The following is a 16086-nucleotide window of genomic DNA, read 5'->3' on the forward strand; positions in this document are numbered from 1 at the left end:
GCGTCACCAGGCGAGGGCGGCGGCCCGGAGCGCGGCGGAGTCCTCGTCGAGAGGGATGCCGTCGCGCTCGGCGCGCTCGGTGAGTCCACGGGTGAACGCGCCGAGGAGCTTCCGGTAGGCGTCATCGGGGTGGTGTTCGGCGACCCGCACGAGGGCGGGGACGTCCATTCCGAGGATGAGGCGCACCCGCGAACGCGCGGCGGCGGTGCGCCCGGCGGCATCGAGGACCGCGAGGCCGCCGCTCATGCCGTCGAGGTAGTCCTGCAGGACGGGGACCGCGTGACGGCGCTGCGTGATCGAGGTGCCGTCGGCGCGCTCGCGCCAGTGGACGACGACGTCGGGGATCACGTCGATGCCGCGGGCCGCGGTGTAGAGCTGCTGGGCGACGACCTGGTCCTCGTAGGCCTTGTCCTCCGTGAACCGCAGGCCCTCGCGGCGCCACAGGTCCAGGCGGCTCACCTTCGACCACGCGACGATGTTGCCCGAGACGTCGGGGTGTTCCGCCAGGCTCGTGCCGCGCCGGGCGGGGGAGGTCGAGGCGGCGACCCACGGCTGCACGACCCCGGGGGCGTAGTGACCCGCGGCATCCGCTCGCAGTCGGACGTACGCGCCGACGGCGACCTCGCTGCCGGAGGCCTCGAGGCTCCCCACGAGGATCTCGAGCGCGCGAGGGGTCATCACGTCGTCGGCGTCGAAGAAGCCGACGAGCGGGGTGTCGACGAGCTCGAGCGCCTCGTTGCGCGATGCGCCGAGGCCGCGGGCCACCTCGTGGCGCACCAGGCGGAAGCGAGGGTCCGCCGCCGCGGTGGCGGCGAAGGCCTCGGCTGTCCGGTCCCGCGAGGCGTCGTCGACGAGGATCGCGCGGAAGTCGCTGCGGGTCTGGGCGCGGAGGGAGGCGAGGGCTTCGTCCACGAAAGCGCCGACATCGCGGCCGGGCACGATGACGGTGACGGTCGGGGAGCTCATCACCGCGATCGTACCGCCGCGACGGAGGCCGCGACCGCGTCGGCGATCCGGGTCGGGTCGCCCGCGGCGTGGTGGCCGAAACTGAACCGCACGGACGTCTGCGCGACCTCGGGGGCGATCCCGAGGGCGACGAGGACGTGCGACGGTTCGTCGCTGCCCGCCGCGCAGGCCGAGCCGCTCGAGGAGACCACCCCGCGGCGTTCGAGTTCGAGGAGCACGGCTTCGCCGCTCACCCCCGCGAACGTGAAGCTCGCGGTGCCGGGAAGGCGACGGGTCGGATGCCCCGTGGGGACCGCTTCGGGGACGAGCGCTTGCACGCGGGTGACGAAGGCGTCCCGGAGGGCGCCGACCCGGGCGGACGCGGCGCCGCGCTCCCGTTCGGCGAGTTCGAGCGCGAGGGCGAACCCGACCGCGCCGGCGACGTTCTGCGTGCCGCTGCGCCGATCGCGTTCCTGACCGCCGCCGTGGAGGACGGGCTCCAGGGGGACGCGGCCCCGGATGGCGAGGACGCCGATCCCCTGCGGCGCACCGATCTTGTGTCCCGCGAGCGACAGGGCGTCGGCGCCGGTCCCCGACAGCGGGAGCCATCCCGCCGCCTGCACCGCGTCGAGGTGGAGGGGGATGCGGCTGCCCGCCGCGACGGCGGCGAGGGCTGCGGCATCCTGCACCGTGCCGATCTCGTTGTTGGCGTACCCGACCGACACGAGGACCGTGTCGTCCTGCAGCGCGCCGGCGAGGACCGCGGGGTCCAGCACGCCGTGCTGGTCCACCGGCAGGCGGGTCACCCGCACCCCGTGGACGCGTTCGAGGTGGTCGACCGAGGCGAGGACGGACTCGTGCTCGATCGCGGTGGTGACGACGTGGCCGGGCCGTCCGTGTCGCAGGAGGGCGGCGACGGCGACCCCCTTGATCGCGAGGTTGTTCGCCTCCGTCGCCCCGGACGTGAAGACCACGTCCCCCGGACGCATGCCGAGCACCGCGGCCACCCGCCGCCGCGCGTCCTCCAGCGCACCCGCGGCATCCTCCCCGACGGTGTGGTGGCTCGACGGGTTGCCGAACCGGTCGCCCAGGAAGGGCAGCATCGCCTCGCGCACCTCGGCGCGCACCGGGCCGGAGGCGGCGTGGTCGAGGTAGAGCACGTCAGGCCTCGTCGATGCGGACGTCGAGCCCCAGGTCGAGCGCGCGCGCCGAATGGGTGAGGGCGCCGACGGAGATGACGTCCACGCCGGTCTCCGCGATCGCGCGGACCGTGTCGAGCGACACGCCGCCCGACGCCTCGACCGTCGCGCGTCCGGCGACCTGGGCGACACCGGTCCGCAGGTCGGCGAGCGAGAAGTTGTCGAGCATGATCGTGCCGATCCCGGCGGCGAGCACGGCCTCGATCTGGGCGAGGCGGTCGACCTCCACCTCGAGGTGCGTCGTGTGGGGGAGTCGCGTCTTCGCGTCGCGGAGGGCGTCGGTCACCGACATCCCGGAGCGCACCAGGACGGCGAGGTGGTTGTCCTTGGCCATGACGGCATCCGACAGCGAGTACCGGTGGTTCGCGCCGCCGCCGCTGCGGACCGCGTGGCGTTCGAACGCCCGCAGGCCCGGGGTCGTCTTGCGCGTGTCGGCGATGCGCACACCGGTGCCGGCGACCGCGTCGACGTAACGCGCCGTGAGGGTGGCGACCCCCGACATCCGCTGGGCGAAGTTCAGGCCGATGCGCTCCGCGGTGAGCACCGCGCGGGCGGGCCCGGTGACGACCGCGAGGACGTCGCCGAGGGCGAACCGGGTCCCGTCGGCGGCGCGCACGTCGACGGCCACGCGCGCATCGGTCAGGGCGAAGGCCGCTGCGAAGACCTCGCCGCCGCTGAACACGCCGGACTCCCGCGCGACGAGCTCCGCCGTCGCGGTGGCGGAGGCCGGGATGAGCGCCTCGCTCGTGAGGTCGCCCCACGGCGCATCCTCGGCGAGGGCGGCGCGGACGGTCGTCTCGATGACGGCGGGGGAGAGCATCAGGCAGCGCCTTCCAGGTCGGTGCGGGCGGTCGGTGCGGCGAGGGCGGCGGGATCGTCGGTGCGCAGGTGGGACCCGACGGATCCGGTGCGTGCGGTCGCCGCGGCGACGACGAGCTGCGCGACCTGCAGAAGGTTCGCGTCCTCGTGAGCGCGGACCGTGGCCGGTGCCGGCGCCGCCGCCCGCCACGCGGCGAGCGTGCGGGCCGCGCGCGTCAGCCCCGTGCCGTCGCGGGACACCCCGGCATCCGCCCACATCAGTTCCTGCAGCGCACGCCGCGAGAACGGCGGATGCGGGATGCCGGCGGTCGCCGGCTCGACGACGGGCGATGCCGGCGCTCCCGTGGGCACGGGCCAGGGGCGCCCCGCGTCGGTCGCCGCCGCAGCCCCGGCGCGAGCGCCGAACACGGCGCCCTCGAGCAGCGAGTTCGAGGCGAGCCGGTTGGCGCCGTGCACGCCGGTGCGGGCGACCTCGCCGACCGCGTAGAGACCCGGGACGTCGGTGCGGCCGTCGAGATCGGTCACGACCCCGCCCATGAGGTAGTGCGCCGCCGGGGTGACGGGGATCGGCTCGCGGGCCCAATCGAGGCCGCGCGCGCGGACCGCGGCGTCGATCGTCGGGAAGCGCGCCGCGAGGAACACCGCGCGGCGGTCGGGGTCGCTGCTGTGGAGGCCGGTCGCGTCGAGGAGGACGGGCCGGCCGCCCTGACGCGCCATCGCGGCGGCGATCGCCCGCGTGACGACGTCGCGCGGACCGAGTTCGCCGTCGGGGTGCGCCTCGAGGGCGAAGCGCCGGCCGGCCTCGTCGCGGAGGACGGCGCCCTCGCCGCGGACGGCCTCCGAGACGAGGAACGCCTCGCCGACGGCGAGCACGGTCGGGTGGAACTGCACGAACTCCAGGTCGCGCACCGCGGCGCCGGCGCGCGCCGCCAGCGCGATGCCGTCCCCCGTCGCGACGGTCGGGTTCGTGGAATGTGCGAAGAGCTCGCCCGCTCCGCCCGTGGCGAGGATCACGGCATCCGCCTCGATCCGCTCGCCGCCGTGGAGCTCCACCCCTGCCACCCGACCGTCCTTGCGCACGAGCTCCGTCACGAACGCGTGCTCGCGGACGCTCACCCGGCTCGCACGCACCCGGGCGACCAGAACGCGCTCGATCTCGGCGCCGGTCGCGTCGCCGCCCGCGTGCAGGATGCGGGGGAAGGAGTGCGCGCCCTCGAGCCCGCCCCGCAGGGTTCCCGACTCGTCGCGATCGAAGTCGACACCGGCGGCGATCAGTTCGCGGATGCGGTCGGGACCCTCCTCGACCAGGACGGCGACCGCGCTCGGGTCGGCGAGGCCGGCTCCCGCGACGAGGGTGTCCCGCGCGTGGTCGGCGGTGCGGTCGGCGGGGGAGAGCGCACCGGCGATGCCGCCCTGCGCGTACCGGGTGTTCGCCTCGGTCAGTGCCGCCTTCGTCACGAGGGTGACCCGGGAGCCGGCGGCCTCGGCGTGCAGGGCCGCGGTGAGGCCCGCGATCCCCGATCCGACGACGACGACCGTGGTCACGGCTTGGCCGCCAGCATCCGCTCGAGCGCGACCCGCGCAGGAACCGCGACGTCCGACGGGACCTGGATGCGGTTGCGCACCTCGCCGGCCACGAGGCCCTCGAGCACCCACGCGAGGTATCCCGGGTGGATGCGGTACATCGTCGAGCACGGGCAGACGACGGGGTCGAGGCAGAAGATCTCGTGCTGCGGGAACTGGGCCGCGAGGCGCTGGACGAGGTTGATCTCCGTGCCGATCGCGAACGTCGTCGGTTCGGTCGCGGCGGCGATGGCCTTGCGGATGTAGTCCGTGGACCCCGCCTCGTCGGCGGCGTCGACGACGTCCATCGGGCACTCGGGGTGGACGATCACGCGGACGCCGGGGTGCTCCGCGCGCGCCTGGGCGATCTGGTCGACGGTGAAACGGCGGTGCACCGAGCAGAACCCGTGCCAGAGGATGACCCGGGCATCCTCGAGATCGGCCTCGGTCGAGCCGCCGAGGGGCTTGCGCGGATTCCACATCGGCATCCGCTCGAGCGGGACCCCCATCGCCTTCGCGGTGTTGCGCCCCAGATGCTGGTCGGGGAAGAAGAGGACCCGCCGGCCGCGGCCGAACGCCCACTCCAGCACCGTGCGGGCGTTCGAGGACGTGCAGACGATGCCGCCGTGACGACCGACGAAGCCCTTGATCGCCGCGGAGGAGTTCATGTAGGTCACCGGGATGACGGGGAGCAGCCCCTCGGCATCCGGGGTGTCCATGTCGCCGTAGACGTCGGCGAGCTGCTCCCAGCACTCCTCGACCTGGTCGATGTCGGCCATGTCGGCCATCGAGCAGCCCGCGGCCAGGTTCGGGAGGATGACGGACTGCTCGGGACGGGAGAGGAGGTCGGCGGTCTCGGCCATGAAGTGGACGCCGCAGAAGACGATCGCCTCCGCCTCGGGGTGCTCGAGCGCCGCGTTGGCCAGCTGGAAGGAGTCGCCGACGTAGTCCGCGTGGGTGACGACCTCTTCGCGCTGGTAGAAGTGCCCGAGCACCACGACGCGGTCGCCGAGCGTCGCCTTGGCGGCGACGATCCGTGCGGCGAGCTCCTCCTCACCGGCCTCGCGGTACTCGGCGGGGAGCTCGCCCTGGCGAGGAGCCCCGGTCGGGATGACGTCGCCCATGGACGAGCCCGGCCCGTACCCGGGGCGGGTGTCGAAGGTCCAGGGGCCTGCGGCGAGGTCGGTGGTGCAGGTCTCGGTCGTCAGCTCACCGGCGACGATCGCCTGGATCTCGTGGTCGACGCTGGGGTCCACGGGGCTGGGGTCCACGGGGCGGGGCTGGAGGGTGACGGGGGTGGCGCTCATGTCGGTTCGGGTCCTTCACTGCGGGAGCGGGCCGCGATCGGCCAGCTCGACGTCCTGGTTGTAGCGGTACAGCCGCGCGGGCCGGTGGCTGCCCGTGCGGAAGTCGTCGGTGGGGATGAGGGTGCCCGACCCCTCGACCTGCCGCCGGAAGTTGGCGGGGTCGAGCCGGCGACCGAGGATCGCCTCGTACACCTCGCGGAGTTCGGCGAGGGTGAACCGGTCGGGCAGGAAGCCGTGCGCGATGCGGCTGTAGCCCACCTTGTTGCGCAGGCGCCAGAGGGCGTAGTCGACGATGTGGTTGTGGTCGAACGCGAGCGCCGGAAGGGCGGTCGCGTCGAACCACGCCACGTTGTGCTGCTCGGTCGCCCGGGCGATGTCCTCGCGCACGAGCGCCCAGTAGACGATCGACACGACGCGCCCGGGGGAGCGGCCGACGTCGCCGAACGCGTAGAGCTGCTCGAGGTAGCTGGGCGCGAGACCCGTCGTCTCGGCGAGGGTGCGCGACGCGGTGGCCTCGAGGTTCTCCGTGGGATCGACCCAGCCGCCCGGGAGCGCCCACTGACCCTCGTGGGGATCGCGGGTGCGGCGTACGAGGGGGAGCTCGATGCGCGCGTCGTCGGCCTCGCGCCGCAACCGGAAGATGACGGTCGAGACGGCGACGCCGATCGAGGGAGGGGAGGTTGTTCTTGTCATGGTGACCTTAACTGCCGAGGTCGATCTTAGAGTCGGTATGACCAGAACCGCAACACGAACCGATTTCCCAGCAGCGGCGGCCTACGCTGATCGGGAGGAACCGCCGGCTCTCCCGGGCGGACTCGTCAAGGGAGGCCCGCCGTGCTCGTCGTCGACATCATCGTCGTGCTCGTGCTCATCGCCGCGCTGTTCGGCGGACTCCTGCGCGGTCTCGTGGCTACCGCCGGCACGCTCGTCGGCATCGTTCTCGGCGCCGTCGTCGCCGTGTGGCTCACCCCCGTCATCGCGCCCGCCTTCACGGGCTGGGAGTACCGCAGCCTCGTGCTGGCGATCATCGCCCTCGGCATCGTGGCCCTCCTCGCCGCGCTCGGGACGGCCGTCGGCAGACGCCTCCGCCGCGGCGTCGACCGCGCGCGGCTCGCCCCGCTCGACCGCATCCTCGGCGGCGTCGTGAACACCGCCGCGGCCGCCGTCGTGCTGCTGCTCACGAGCGGCGCGATCGTCGGCTCCGGGATGCCGGTGGTCGCCCCCGCCGTCGCTTCGTCCCGCGTCCTGGGCGCCCTCGACGCCCTCACCCCGCCGGCGGTGGATTCCGCGCTCGCCGAGTTCCGCGGCTTCATCGTCGACGAGGGCATCCCGCGCGTCGGGGAGCTCCTGGCGCCCGAGGTGGAGCCGACGGCGCCCCCCGTCTCGCTCGACGATCCCGCGCTCGAGCGGGCCGCGGCATCCGTCGCCCGCATCAGCGGCAACGCCTACGCGTGCGGTGCGTCGCTCACCGGGTCGGGGTTCGTCGCCGCGCCCGATCTCGTCGTCACGAACGCCCACGTCGTCGCCGGTGTCGACGAGCCGCTGGTCGAACTGCCGGGACGGGATGCCGAGGAGGGCCGCATCGTCTACTTCGACCCCATCGACGACCTCGCCGTCATCAGCGTCGACGGCCTCGACGCGGCACCGCTCGGGATCGTCGACCCGGTCGCGGCGGGGACCCCCGTCGCGGTCCAGGGCTACCCGCTGGGCGGTCCCTTCACGAGCAGTGCCGCCTACGTCCTCTCGGTCGGCAGCGCCGTCGTCTCCGACATCTACGAGGACAGCTCGCAGCCGCGCGAGATCTACGCCCTCGAGGCGAACGTGCGTCCGGGCAACTCGGGGGGTCCCCTCCTCACCGAGGACGGCGAAGTGGCGGGTGTGGTCTTCGCCCGCGGCCAGGACGACGCGAGCCGCGGGTACGCCATGACGACCGCCGAACTGCGCCCCGCGCTCCAGGTCTCGCCGGGCGACGCGACGGTCTCCTCCGGCGCCTGCACGACGGACTGACCGGGCCGTATCGGCGCCGCGGGCCCCGGTGATAGGCTCGCGCTCACAACCGCACACCGGACCATCGCGTCTGCTCGGGAGAAGCCCTCGTGGCTGCCGAAGGAGCAATCCCTCCCCGGAATCTCTCAGGCCCCCGTACCGAGCCGACATGGTCACTCTGAAAAGCGGCACCCTTCCGGTGCCCGCCGACGGGGCAAGCGGGCATCGCCCGCGAAATCTCTCAGGCCGATGACAGAGGGGGAGGAACTCACCCGCATCCCGCTGCGCCGTCAGGAGTTCCGTTGTTCCCCTCACCTCACCCCTCCGCCGGGTCGACACGATGTCCCTGAGCATCGGCGTCTTCGACCTGTTCACCGTGGGCATCGGGCCGTCGAGCTCGCACACGGTGGGTCCGATGCGCGCGGCCGCCGATTTCGTCTCGCGCATCGACGCGGACCGTGCCGCGCGGGTGCGGGTCGACCTGTACGGCTCCCTCGCGGCGACGGGTCGTGGCCACGGCACGCTGACCGCCGTGCTGCTGGGACTCGAGGGGCTGCAGCCGGAGGAGGTCCTCCCGGCCGAGGTCGAGGAGCGCACCGCCGCGATCGCCGAGGCGCGTCGCGTCCGGCTGGGCGGCACGGGCGACGTGCCGCTGTGCGAGGACGACATCGTCCTGCACCCGCTGACGATCCTGCCCGCGCACACGAACGGACTGCGGCTGCAGGCGTGGGACGCGGACGACGTCCTCCTCGACGAGGCCGTCTACTACTCGACCGGCGGCGGGTTCATCGTCCGCGAGGGTGAGGTTGCCGGCACGGCGGATGCGGCGCCCGTGCCCCTACCGTTCGAGACTGCCGCGGAGCTCCTGGCCCACTGCGAGCGCGAGGGCCTCTCGATGGCCGAGGTCCAGCGGCGCAACGAGCGGGTCTCCCGCACCGACGACGACATCGTCTCCGGCATCCTCCACCTCGCCGACGTGATGGTCGACAGCGTCGCCTCCGGGGCGGCGCGCGAGGGGATGCTGCCGGGCGGCCTGCGCGTGCCGCGACGGGCTCCGGCCTGGCACGCGCGCCTGCGGCGCGACGACCCGACCGGCGACGATCCCGCGCTCTGGCAGGAGTGGGTGAACTTCGTGGCCCTCGCCGTCAACGAGGAGAACGCGTCCGGCGGACGGATCGTCACGGCTCCCACGAACGGCGCGGCCGGCATCATCCCCGCCGTGCTCCACTACGCGACCCACTACGCCGCGCCGGCGCGCCCCCGCGAAGAGGTGGTCGTGCCGTTCCTGTTGACGGCCGCCGCGATCGGCGTCCTCTACAAGGCGCGCGCGTCCATCTCGGGCGCCGAGGTCGGCTGCCAGGGCGAGGTCGGCTCGGCGTCGTCGATGGCGGCGGCGGGTCTCGCCGAGGTTCTCGGCGGCTCGCCGCGCCAGGTCGAGAACGCCGCCGAGATCGCGATGGAGCACAACCTCGGCCTCACGTGCGACCCGATCGGCGGTCTCGTCCAGATCCCGTGCATCGAACGCAACGCGATCGCGGCGGCCAAGGCGATCAACGCGGCCAAGATGGCGCTGTGGGGCGACGGCACCCATCGCGTGTCCCTCGACGAGGTCATCGTGACCATGCGCGAGACGGGGCGCGACATGAGCAGCAAGTACAAGGAGACGGCGCTCGGCGGCCTCGCGGTCAGCGTCGTGGAATGTTGAGCGGAGACGGCATGACCGACACCACGACCGAGCCGCGGCGTTCGCCGCTGCACGAGCTGCACGAGCGGCTCGGCGCGTCCTTCACCGACTTCGGCGGCTGGCTCATGCCCGTCCGCTACACGTCGGACCTCGCCGAGCACCACGCGGTGCGCCGTGCAGCGGGGATCTTCGACATCTCGCACATGGCCGAGTTCCGCATCGATGGACCGGATGCCGCGGCGTTCCTCGACCGCGCGCTGGCCGGCCGCCTGTCGACGATGAAGGTCGGCAAGGCGAAGTACTCCCTCGTCCTCGCGGTCGACGGCGGCATCGTCGACGACGTCATCGTGTACCGCATCGCCGACGACGAGTTCCTCGTCATCTCCAACGCCGGCAACCGCGCCGAGGTCGCGGCCGCGTTCGCCGCCGTCGCGGCGGGCGACACGCGCATCGACGACATCACCGACCGGATGTCGCTCATCGCCGTGCAGGGCCCGGCGGCCCGCGGCATCCTCGAGTCGACCGCGGGCGTCGAGGGCGTCGAACCGGCGCTCGCGGACATGACCTACTACTCGTGGGCGCGGGGCTCGTTCCAGGGCCGCAGCCTCTTCGTCGCGCGCACCGGGTACACCGGTGAGGACGGCTTCGAGCTCATGGTGCCGAACGAGGTCGCCGAGGGCCTGTGGCAGGCCGTCACCGACGCAGGCCGCGACGCGGGGCTCGTCCCCGCCGGGCTCGCCGCGCGCGACACGCTGCGCCTCGAAGCGGGGATGCCGCTCTACGGCCACGAGCTCTCGCGCGACATCGTGCCGGCACAGGCGGGGCTCGGCCGCGTCGTCGCCGCCGACAAGGAGGACTTCGTCGGCAGGGACGGCCTCGCCGCCCGCGACCTCGGCGAGGCGCCCGTCCTCGTCGGGCTCGTCGCCGACGGCCGCCGCGCCGGCCGCGCCGGCTACGCCGTGCTCGCGGGCGACGACACCGTCGGCGAGATCACCTCGGGAGCGCTCAGCCCGACCCTCGGCCATCCCGTCGCGATGGCGCTCGTCCACCCCTCGGCATCCGCTGAGGGCACCGCCCTGACCATCGACGTCCGGGGGACCCGCATCCCCGCGACCGTCACCGCCCTGCCCTTCTACCGGAGACAGAAATGACCGACCTGACCGCCCTGTCCTACACCGCCGAGCACGAGTGGATCGCCTTCGACGGCGACGTCGCGACCGTCGGAATCACCGACTACGCCGCCGAGAAGCTCGGTGACGTCGTCTTCGTCGAGCTGCCCGCCGTCGGCACGACCGTCACCGCGGGCGAGACCTGCGGCGAGATCGAGTCGACGAAGTCGGTCGGCGAGCTCTACGCCCCGCTGACCGGCGAGGTCGTCGAGATCAACGACGCCGTCGTGGACGACCCGTCCTCGGTCAACGCCGGCGCGTTCGACGCGTGGCTCGTCAAGATCCGCGTGGACGGCGCGCCCACGGGCGACCTCCTCGACCGCGACGCCTACGTCGCGCTGACGGGCGGCGAGGCGTGAGCTCGGTCTTCCGCGATCGCCACATCGGCACCGACTCGGCCGCGCAGGCCGAGATGCTCCGCGTCCTCGGGCGTCCGTCCGTCGACGATCTCATGGGCACCGCCGTCCCCGACGCGATCCAGGTCGCCGAGCGCGAGAGCATCATCCCGCCCGCCGCGACCGAGGCCGAGGCCCTCGCCGAGCTCCGCGACCTCGCGTCGCAGAACCGCTCGGCGCGAGCGATGATCGGCCTCGGCTACTACGACACGCTGACGCCGTCCGTCATCCAGCGGAACGTCCTGGAGAACCCGTCCTGGTACACGGCGTACACCCCCTACCAGCCCGAGATCTCGCAGGGCCGGCTCGAGGCGCTCATCAACTTCCAGACGATGGTGACCGACCTCACCGGGCTCGCGACGGCGAACGCGTCGATGCTCGACGAGTCGACCGCGGTCGTCGAGGGGATGCTGGTGGCCCGCCGGGCCTCGAAGTCCGCATCGAACGTGTTCCTCGTCGACGCGGACGCCCTGCCGCAGACCAAGGCGCTGCTGCACCACCGCGCGGCCGCCGTCGGCGTCGAGATCGTCGAGACCGATTTCGCGGAGGTCCCCGAGGCCTTCGGTGCGTTCGTCCAGTACCCGGGCGCGACCGGGCGAGTCTGGGACCCGTCCGAGGTCATCGCCGCCGTGCAGGCGCACAAGGGGCTCGTCGTCGTCGCGGCCGACCTGCTCGCCCTGACGCTGCTGCGTTCGCCCGGCTCGATGGGCGCCGACGTCGCCGTCGGCACGACGCAGCGCTTCGGCGTGCCGATGGGCTTCGGCGGCCCGCACGCCGGCTACATGGCGGTGCGCGCGGGGCTCGAGCGTCAGTTGCCCGGCCGTCTCGTCGGCGTGTCGATGGATGCGTCGGGCGCGCCGGCGTACCGACTCTCGCTGCAGACCCGCGAGCAGCACATCCGCCGCGAGAAGGCGACCTCCAACATCTGCACCGCGCAGGTGCTGCTGGCCGTCATGGCGTCGATGTACGCCGTGTACCACGGCCCCGACGGCCTGAAGCGGATCGCCGAGGAGACGACCGCCAAGGCGTCGTTGCTGCGCGACTGGCTCGTCCAGGCCGGCGCCGACGTGCTCCACGACGCTTTCTTCGACACCCTCGTGGTCCGCACGCCCGGGCGCGCCGAAGACGTCATCGCCGACGCGCGGCGCCGGGGCTACCAGCTCTGGTTCCGCGACAGCGATTCGGTCGGGGTCTCCGTCGACGAGACGACGACCGTCGCCGACCTGCAGGCCGTGGCATCCGTCTTCGGCGTCGACTCGTCGAAGGTGTTCGTGCCGCTGCGCGACCGGAACGCCCACCTGCCCGAGGCGCTCCGCCGCACGGACGACTACCTGACGCATCCGGTGTTCACGACGCACCGCTCCGAGACCGCCATGATGCGCTACCTCAAGCAGCTCGCCGACCGCGACTACGCGCTCGACCGGGGCATGATCCCGCTCGGCTCGTGCACGATGAAGCTCAACGCGGCGACCGAGATGGCGGCCGTGTCATGGCCCGAGTTCGCGCGGGTGCACCCGTTCGCCCCGGCGGACGACGTCGCCGGCTACCTCGTCATGATCGAGCAGCTCGAGGCGTGGCTGGCGGAGGTCACCGGGTACGACGCGGTCTCGCTGCAGCCGAACGCCGGCTCGCAGGGCGAACTCGCGGGCCTGCTCGCGATCCGCGGCTACCACCACTCCCGCGGCGACGTGCACCGCGACGTCTGCCTCATCCCGTCGTCCGCGCATGGCACCAATGCGGCATCCGCCGTCCTGGCCGGGATGCGGGTCGTCGTCATCGCGTGCGACGAGGCCGGCAACGTCGACTTGTCGGATCTTCGTGCCAAGGTCGAGGCGCACGCAGACAGCCTCGCGGCGCTCATGATCACGTATCCGTCGACGCACGGCGTGTACGAGCACGACGTCATGGACATCACCGGCGCGGTGCACGACGCCGGCGGTCAGGTGTATGTCGACGGCGCGAACCTCAACGCGCTGCTCGGGTTCGCCCGGTTCGGCGACCTCGGCGGCGACGTCTCGCACCTGAACCTGCACAAGACGTTCGCCATCCCGCACGGCGGCGGCGGGCCCGGCGTCGGTCCGGTGGCGGCGAAGGCGCACCTCGCGCCCTTCCTGCCCTCGCACCCGATGGCGCAGCGCGCCGAGCACGCCGGCGGGCACGTCTTCGACGGCGGTCCCGTGTCGGCCGCGCCCTACGGCTCGGCATCCATCCTGCCGATCTCGTGGGCGTACGTCCGCATGATGGGCGCCGAGGGGCTCCGGCAGGCGACCGCCGCGGCGGTGCTGGCGGCGAACTACGTCGCGCGGCGGCTGGAGGGGCACTACCCGGTGCTGTACGCGGGGGAGGGCGGACTCGTCGCGCACGAGTGCATCCTCGACCTGCGCCCGCTCAAGGAGGCCACCGGCATCACGGTCGACGACGTCGCGAAGCGGCTCATCGACTACGGCTTCCACGCGCCGACGATGTCGTTCCCGGTGGCGGGGACGCTCATGGTCGAGCCGACCGAGTCCGAGGACCTCGCCGAGCTCGACCGGTTCGTCGAGGCCATGATCGCGATCCGGGCCGAAGCGGATGCGGTGGCCGCGGGGGAGTGGCCGGCGAACGACAACCCGCTGGTGAACGCGCCGCACTCCGCGGCATCCGTCATCACCAGCGAGTGGGCGCACCCGTACCCGCGCGAGACCGCCGTGTACCCCGTGCCCGGCGTCGTGCGCACGAAGTATTGGCCGCCCGTCCGCCGCATCGACAACGCCTACGGCGACCGCAACCTCGTCTGCGCGTGCCCGCCGATCGAGGCCTTCGCCTGACCCCCGCGCCCCATTTCCGCGAGACTGCACACGGCCGTCGAGACAGCGGGTTCAGACCCCGGTCTCGGCGCGCGAGTGCAGTCTCGCGGCGGGGTAGCGAGAGCCGAGGGCGGTCCGGGCGGTCGCGAGGCGGTACGGGTCGGGAAGCGCGACGCGCGGGACGCCCGCGCCGCGCAGGATGCCGTCCAGCGCATCGGGGTCGGCGACATCGGACCATCCCCAGTGCACGACCGATCGGATGCCTCTTGACCGAAGGCGGTGGTCCCGCTCGCGGCGCGCGCGCAACAACGATCCGGGGTCGCCGAATCGGCCGTCGTACGTGAGGTCGCCGTCCGCCTCGCCGGCGACTCCCGCTCCCGGCCACCAGAAGTCGGTGCGGTCGGTCGCGCCCTGCCCGCTCCACTCGGTCTGCAGCTCGGGTTCCTCGTAGCCGAGCAGCTCGACGATCGCCCGGCTCGCGGACTCGAGCGTCGACTCCGCCTCCGCCCGGGCACGATGCAGGGGCCACCGGGCGATGCGGCGCCCCCGCGAACTCGGTCGATGCTCGTTCTGTTCGACGAGCGACTCGACGGATGCCGCCGGGTCCAGCCGCAGCGCGGCGTCCGCCGCGATGAGCCCCACCACCACGTGCCGAGCCCGCGCGAGGTCGACGGCGCAGTCCGCGGGTGCGACCGCGGCGAACCCGCCCAGGTCGACGACGTCCCGCGCTCCCGTCGTCGTGTGCATCCGGAGGCCGGCGTGCAGGCGCGAGGTGCGGGTCGGGTCGCCGAGAGCGTGGACCACGCCGGGGTCGCCGAGCACCGGCATCCCCCAGATCGCCGCGGCCGACTCGTGGCTCAGCACCAGCCCCGGGTGCGTGAGGAGTGTCGCGTGGATGCGCGCGAGGTACCTGTCCCACGGAGCGAGCCTCCGCCACAACCCCGTCGGCGCGTACACCCCGCGCACGACGGACACGAGCTCACCGCGAGCCGCGACGCGCGCGGCGTGCGGAACGTCCCGCGCCCGCAGGAGCGGCACGGGGCAGGCGACGGGCGCGGGACGGACGAAGGGCAGGGGGCGGGCGATCGCGGGCATACCCCCGATGCTCCAGACCCGCCCCCGGCACCGCCCCGCTTGCGCTCCACCCCGTGGACACCCCGCCCGCCGCGCCCGCGGTGGAGGAACCGCCCCGCCTCACCGATCCCCCCCGAGACTGCACCCGACGCGCGAGACAGCGGCGCCACTCCGCCGTCTCGGCCCGCCCGTGCAGTCTCGCGGGAAGAAGACCCAGGCCCGCGATGCCGCGCGTCAGCCGCCGGGCGGGCCGAACACCCCGGGCCACCACGCGGCGGCGAGCGGGTACCCGACGAAGGCGATGATGTCGATGAGCACGTGCGCGACGACGAGCGGCATGACGCGGCCCCAGCGGGAGTACACCCAGCCGAACACGACGCCCATGGCCATGTTGCCGATCAGGGGACCAAACCCCTGATATGCGTGGTACGAGCCGCGCAGCACCGCGGTGGACAGGATGATCGTCCAGGTGTTCCAGCCGAGCAGGCGCAGGCGGTCGAACAGGTAGCCGACCATGATGACCTCCTCGAGCAGCCCAGCCCGCAGGGCGGCGAGCAGCAGCAGCGGCACGGTCCACCAGGACGAGTCCAGCGGCGAGGCATCCACCTGCACGGTGATCCCGAGTTCGCGCCCGACGGCGTAGAGCACGAGGCCCGGGACGCCGATCACGAGCACGAGCAGCACGCCGCCGCCAAGGCCCCGGCCGAACCTCTCGAACGTCAGGCCGATCTTCGCGAAGCCCGACCGGGCGGGCTCCCAGAGCAGATAGATCGCGAGCGCGACCGGGGCGAAACCGAACAGCGCCGACAGGAACTGCGAGATGACATCCCACACCTCCGACGGCGCGGCGCCCGGGTTGAGCGAGGTCTGCTGGTCACTCAGGGGTGCACGGGTCAGCGCCTCGATCAGCGAGAGCACGGAGTACACCGCGGAGCGCCCCAGCGAGAGCGAGAGGACGATGGCGATCTCCCACCACAGGCGTGCCCGCCGCCGCGGGGAGGAATCCGTGGGGAGGTCCGTGAACGCTGCCATCCGGTCAGAATGGCACGACTTCGTATGAGTGGGATGCCGATGGGCCCACCGATCAGACTGCTTCATCGACGGCTCCTCAAGTAAAGGCTGTGTAACGGTCCTGTGAGAGATTTGTCGCATTGCGCTC

General features: G+C 73.1%; 13 protein-coding genes and 2 riboswitches. Of the genes, 5 read left to right on the forward strand and 8 right to left on the reverse strand.

All coding sequences use genetic code 11. The features are described 5' to 3' along the window. Window positions 1-3: 3 nt before the first annotated feature. From ACPEH2_RS03015 to ACPEH2_RS03040, 6 genes are read right to left on the reverse strand one after another with little or no spacing between them, the layout of a single operon-like run. Window positions 4-966: a glycosyltransferase family 2 protein gene (locus tag ACPEH2_RS03015; RefSeq protein WP_423718222.1), complete on the reverse strand. Its 963-nt coding sequence runs from the start codon at window positions 964-966 to the stop codon at window positions 4-6. Continuing rightward, window positions 966-2105 (reverse strand): cysteine desulfurase family protein, encoded by a 1140-nt coding sequence (locus ACPEH2_RS03020; protein WP_423718223.1) that lies wholly within the window; start codon window positions 2103-2105, stop codon window positions 966-968. The genes ACPEH2_RS03015 and ACPEH2_RS03020 overlap by 1 nt, the downstream gene beginning before the upstream one ends. Before the next feature lies 1 nt (window position 2106). Beyond that, entirely contained in the window at window positions 2107-2964 is an 858-nt protein-coding gene (nadC, locus tag ACPEH2_RS03025; protein WP_423718224.1) for a carboxylating nicotinate-nucleotide diphosphorylase, read from the reverse strand. Continuing rightward, the gene (gene nadB, locus ACPEH2_RS03030; RefSeq protein WP_423718225.1) at window positions 2964-4508 is read right to left on the reverse strand and encodes an L-aspartate oxidase; all 1545 of its coding nucleotides are present in this window, start codon (window positions 4506-4508) and stop codon (window positions 2964-2966) included. The genes nadC and nadB overlap by 1 nt, the downstream gene beginning before the upstream one ends. Continuing rightward, a complete protein-coding gene (nadA, locus tag ACPEH2_RS03035; RefSeq protein WP_423718226.1) occupies window positions 4505-5833 on the reverse strand; it encodes a quinolinate synthase NadA in 1329 nt (442 codons plus the stop codon). The genes nadB and nadA overlap by 4 nt, the downstream gene beginning before the upstream one ends. Window positions 5834-5848: 15 nt before the next feature. Beyond that, complete coding sequence (locus ACPEH2_RS03040) at window positions 5849-6526, reverse strand: NUDIX hydrolase (RefSeq protein ID WP_423718227.1); 678 nt, start codon at window positions 6524-6526, stop codon at window positions 5849-5851. A gap of 141 nt (window positions 6527-6667) precedes the next feature. On the opposite strand from ACPEH2_RS03040, the gene ACPEH2_RS03045 reads away from it, so the two are divergent. From ACPEH2_RS03045 to gcvP, 5 genes are all read left to right on the forward strand, one after another. Then, entirely contained in the window at window positions 6668-7840 is a 1173-nt protein-coding gene (locus ACPEH2_RS03045) for a MarP family serine protease (RefSeq protein ID WP_423718229.1), read from the forward strand. 65 nt (window positions 7841-7905) lie between these two features. Next, a riboswitch (glycine riboswitch) is annotated at window positions 7906-7991 on the forward strand. A 1-nt stretch (window position 7992) separates the two neighbouring features. Further along, window positions 7993-8085, forward strand: a riboswitch (glycine riboswitch). A gap of 74 nt (window positions 8086-8159) precedes the next feature. Then, window positions 8160-9524: an L-serine ammonia-lyase gene (locus tag ACPEH2_RS03050; RefSeq protein ID WP_423718230.1), complete on the forward strand. Its 1365-nt coding sequence runs from the start codon at window positions 8160-8162 to the stop codon at window positions 9522-9524. Window positions 9525-9535: 11 nt separating this feature from the next. Beyond that, window positions 9536-10654 carry a glycine cleavage system aminomethyltransferase GcvT gene (gene gcvT / locus ACPEH2_RS03055; RefSeq protein ID WP_423718231.1) on the forward strand — a complete coding sequence of 373 codons (1119 nt, stop codon included), beginning with the start codon at window positions 9536-9538 and terminating at the stop codon, window positions 10652-10654. Then, on the forward strand, window positions 10651-11031 hold the full coding sequence (gene gcvH / locus ACPEH2_RS03060; RefSeq protein ID WP_064001792.1) for a glycine cleavage system protein GcvH: 381 nt from the start codon (window positions 10651-10653) through the stop codon (window positions 11029-11031). The genes gcvT and gcvH overlap by 4 nt, the downstream gene beginning before the upstream one ends. Window positions 11032-11084: 53 nt before the next feature. Beyond that, window positions 11085-13874 (forward strand): aminomethyl-transferring glycine dehydrogenase, encoded by a 2790-nt coding sequence (gcvP, locus tag ACPEH2_RS03065; RefSeq protein WP_423718307.1) that lies wholly within the window; start codon window positions 11085-11087, stop codon window positions 13872-13874. Window positions 13875-13925: 51 nt separating this feature from the next. Here the strand turns inward: gcvP and ACPEH2_RS03070 are convergent, their stop codons facing one another. After that, the gene (locus ACPEH2_RS03070) at window positions 13926-14948 is read right to left on the reverse strand and encodes a hypothetical protein (protein ID WP_423718232.1); all 1023 of its coding nucleotides are present in this window, start codon (window positions 14946-14948) and stop codon (window positions 13926-13928) included. Between the two features lie 213 nt (window positions 14949-15161). After that, window positions 15162-15959, reverse strand: a complete 798-nt coding sequence (locus tag ACPEH2_RS03075; RefSeq protein ID WP_366213229.1) for a CPBP family intramembrane glutamic endopeptidase — start codon at window positions 15957-15959, stop codon at window positions 15162-15164. Window positions 15960-16086: the final 127 nt, after the last annotated feature.

The organism is Microbacterium sp. NPDC064942 (assembly GCF_049545525.1).
GTDB lineage: Bacteria > Actinomycetota > Actinomycetes > Actinomycetales > Microbacteriaceae > Microbacterium > Microbacterium gawkjiense.

Excerpts from the sequence above, each read along its gene's own strand:
- ACPEH2_RS03015 (WP_423718222.1), bottom strand. The coding sequence starts at position 966 with ATGAGCTCCCCGACCGTCACCGTCATCGTGCCCGGCCGCGATGTCGGC.
- nadC (WP_423718224.1), bottom strand. The coding sequence starts at position 2,964 with ATGCTCTCCCCCGCCGTCATCGAGACGACCGTCCGCGCCGCCCTCGCC.
- nadA (WP_423718226.1), bottom strand. The coding sequence starts at position 5,833 with ATGAGCGCCACCCCCGTCACCCTCCAGCCCCGCCCCGTGGACCCCAGC.
- ACPEH2_RS03040 (WP_423718227.1), bottom strand. The coding sequence starts at position 6,526 with ATGACAAGAACAACCTCCCCTCCCTCGATCGGCGTCGCCGTCTCGACC.
- ACPEH2_RS03050 (WP_423718230.1), top strand. The coding sequence starts at position 8,160 with ATGTCCCTGAGCATCGGCGTCTTCGACCTGTTCACCGTGGGCATCGGG.
- gcvT (WP_423718231.1), top strand. The coding sequence starts at position 9,536 with ATGACCGACACCACGACCGAGCCGCGGCGTTCGCCGCTGCACGAGCTG.
- gcvH (WP_064001792.1), top strand. The coding sequence starts at position 10,651 with ATGACCGACCTGACCGCCCTGTCCTACACCGCCGAGCACGAGTGGATC.
- gcvP (WP_423718307.1), top strand. The coding sequence starts at position 11,085 with ATGCTCCGCGTCCTCGGGCGTCCGTCCGTCGACGATCTCATGGGCACC.
- ACPEH2_RS03070 (WP_423718232.1), bottom strand. The coding sequence starts at position 14,948 with ATGCCCGCGATCGCCCGCCCCCTGCCCTTCGTCCGTCCCGCGCCCGTC.
- ACPEH2_RS03075 (WP_366213229.1), bottom strand. The coding sequence starts at position 15,959 with ATGGCAGCGTTCACGGACCTCCCCACGGATTCCTCCCCGCGGCGGCGG.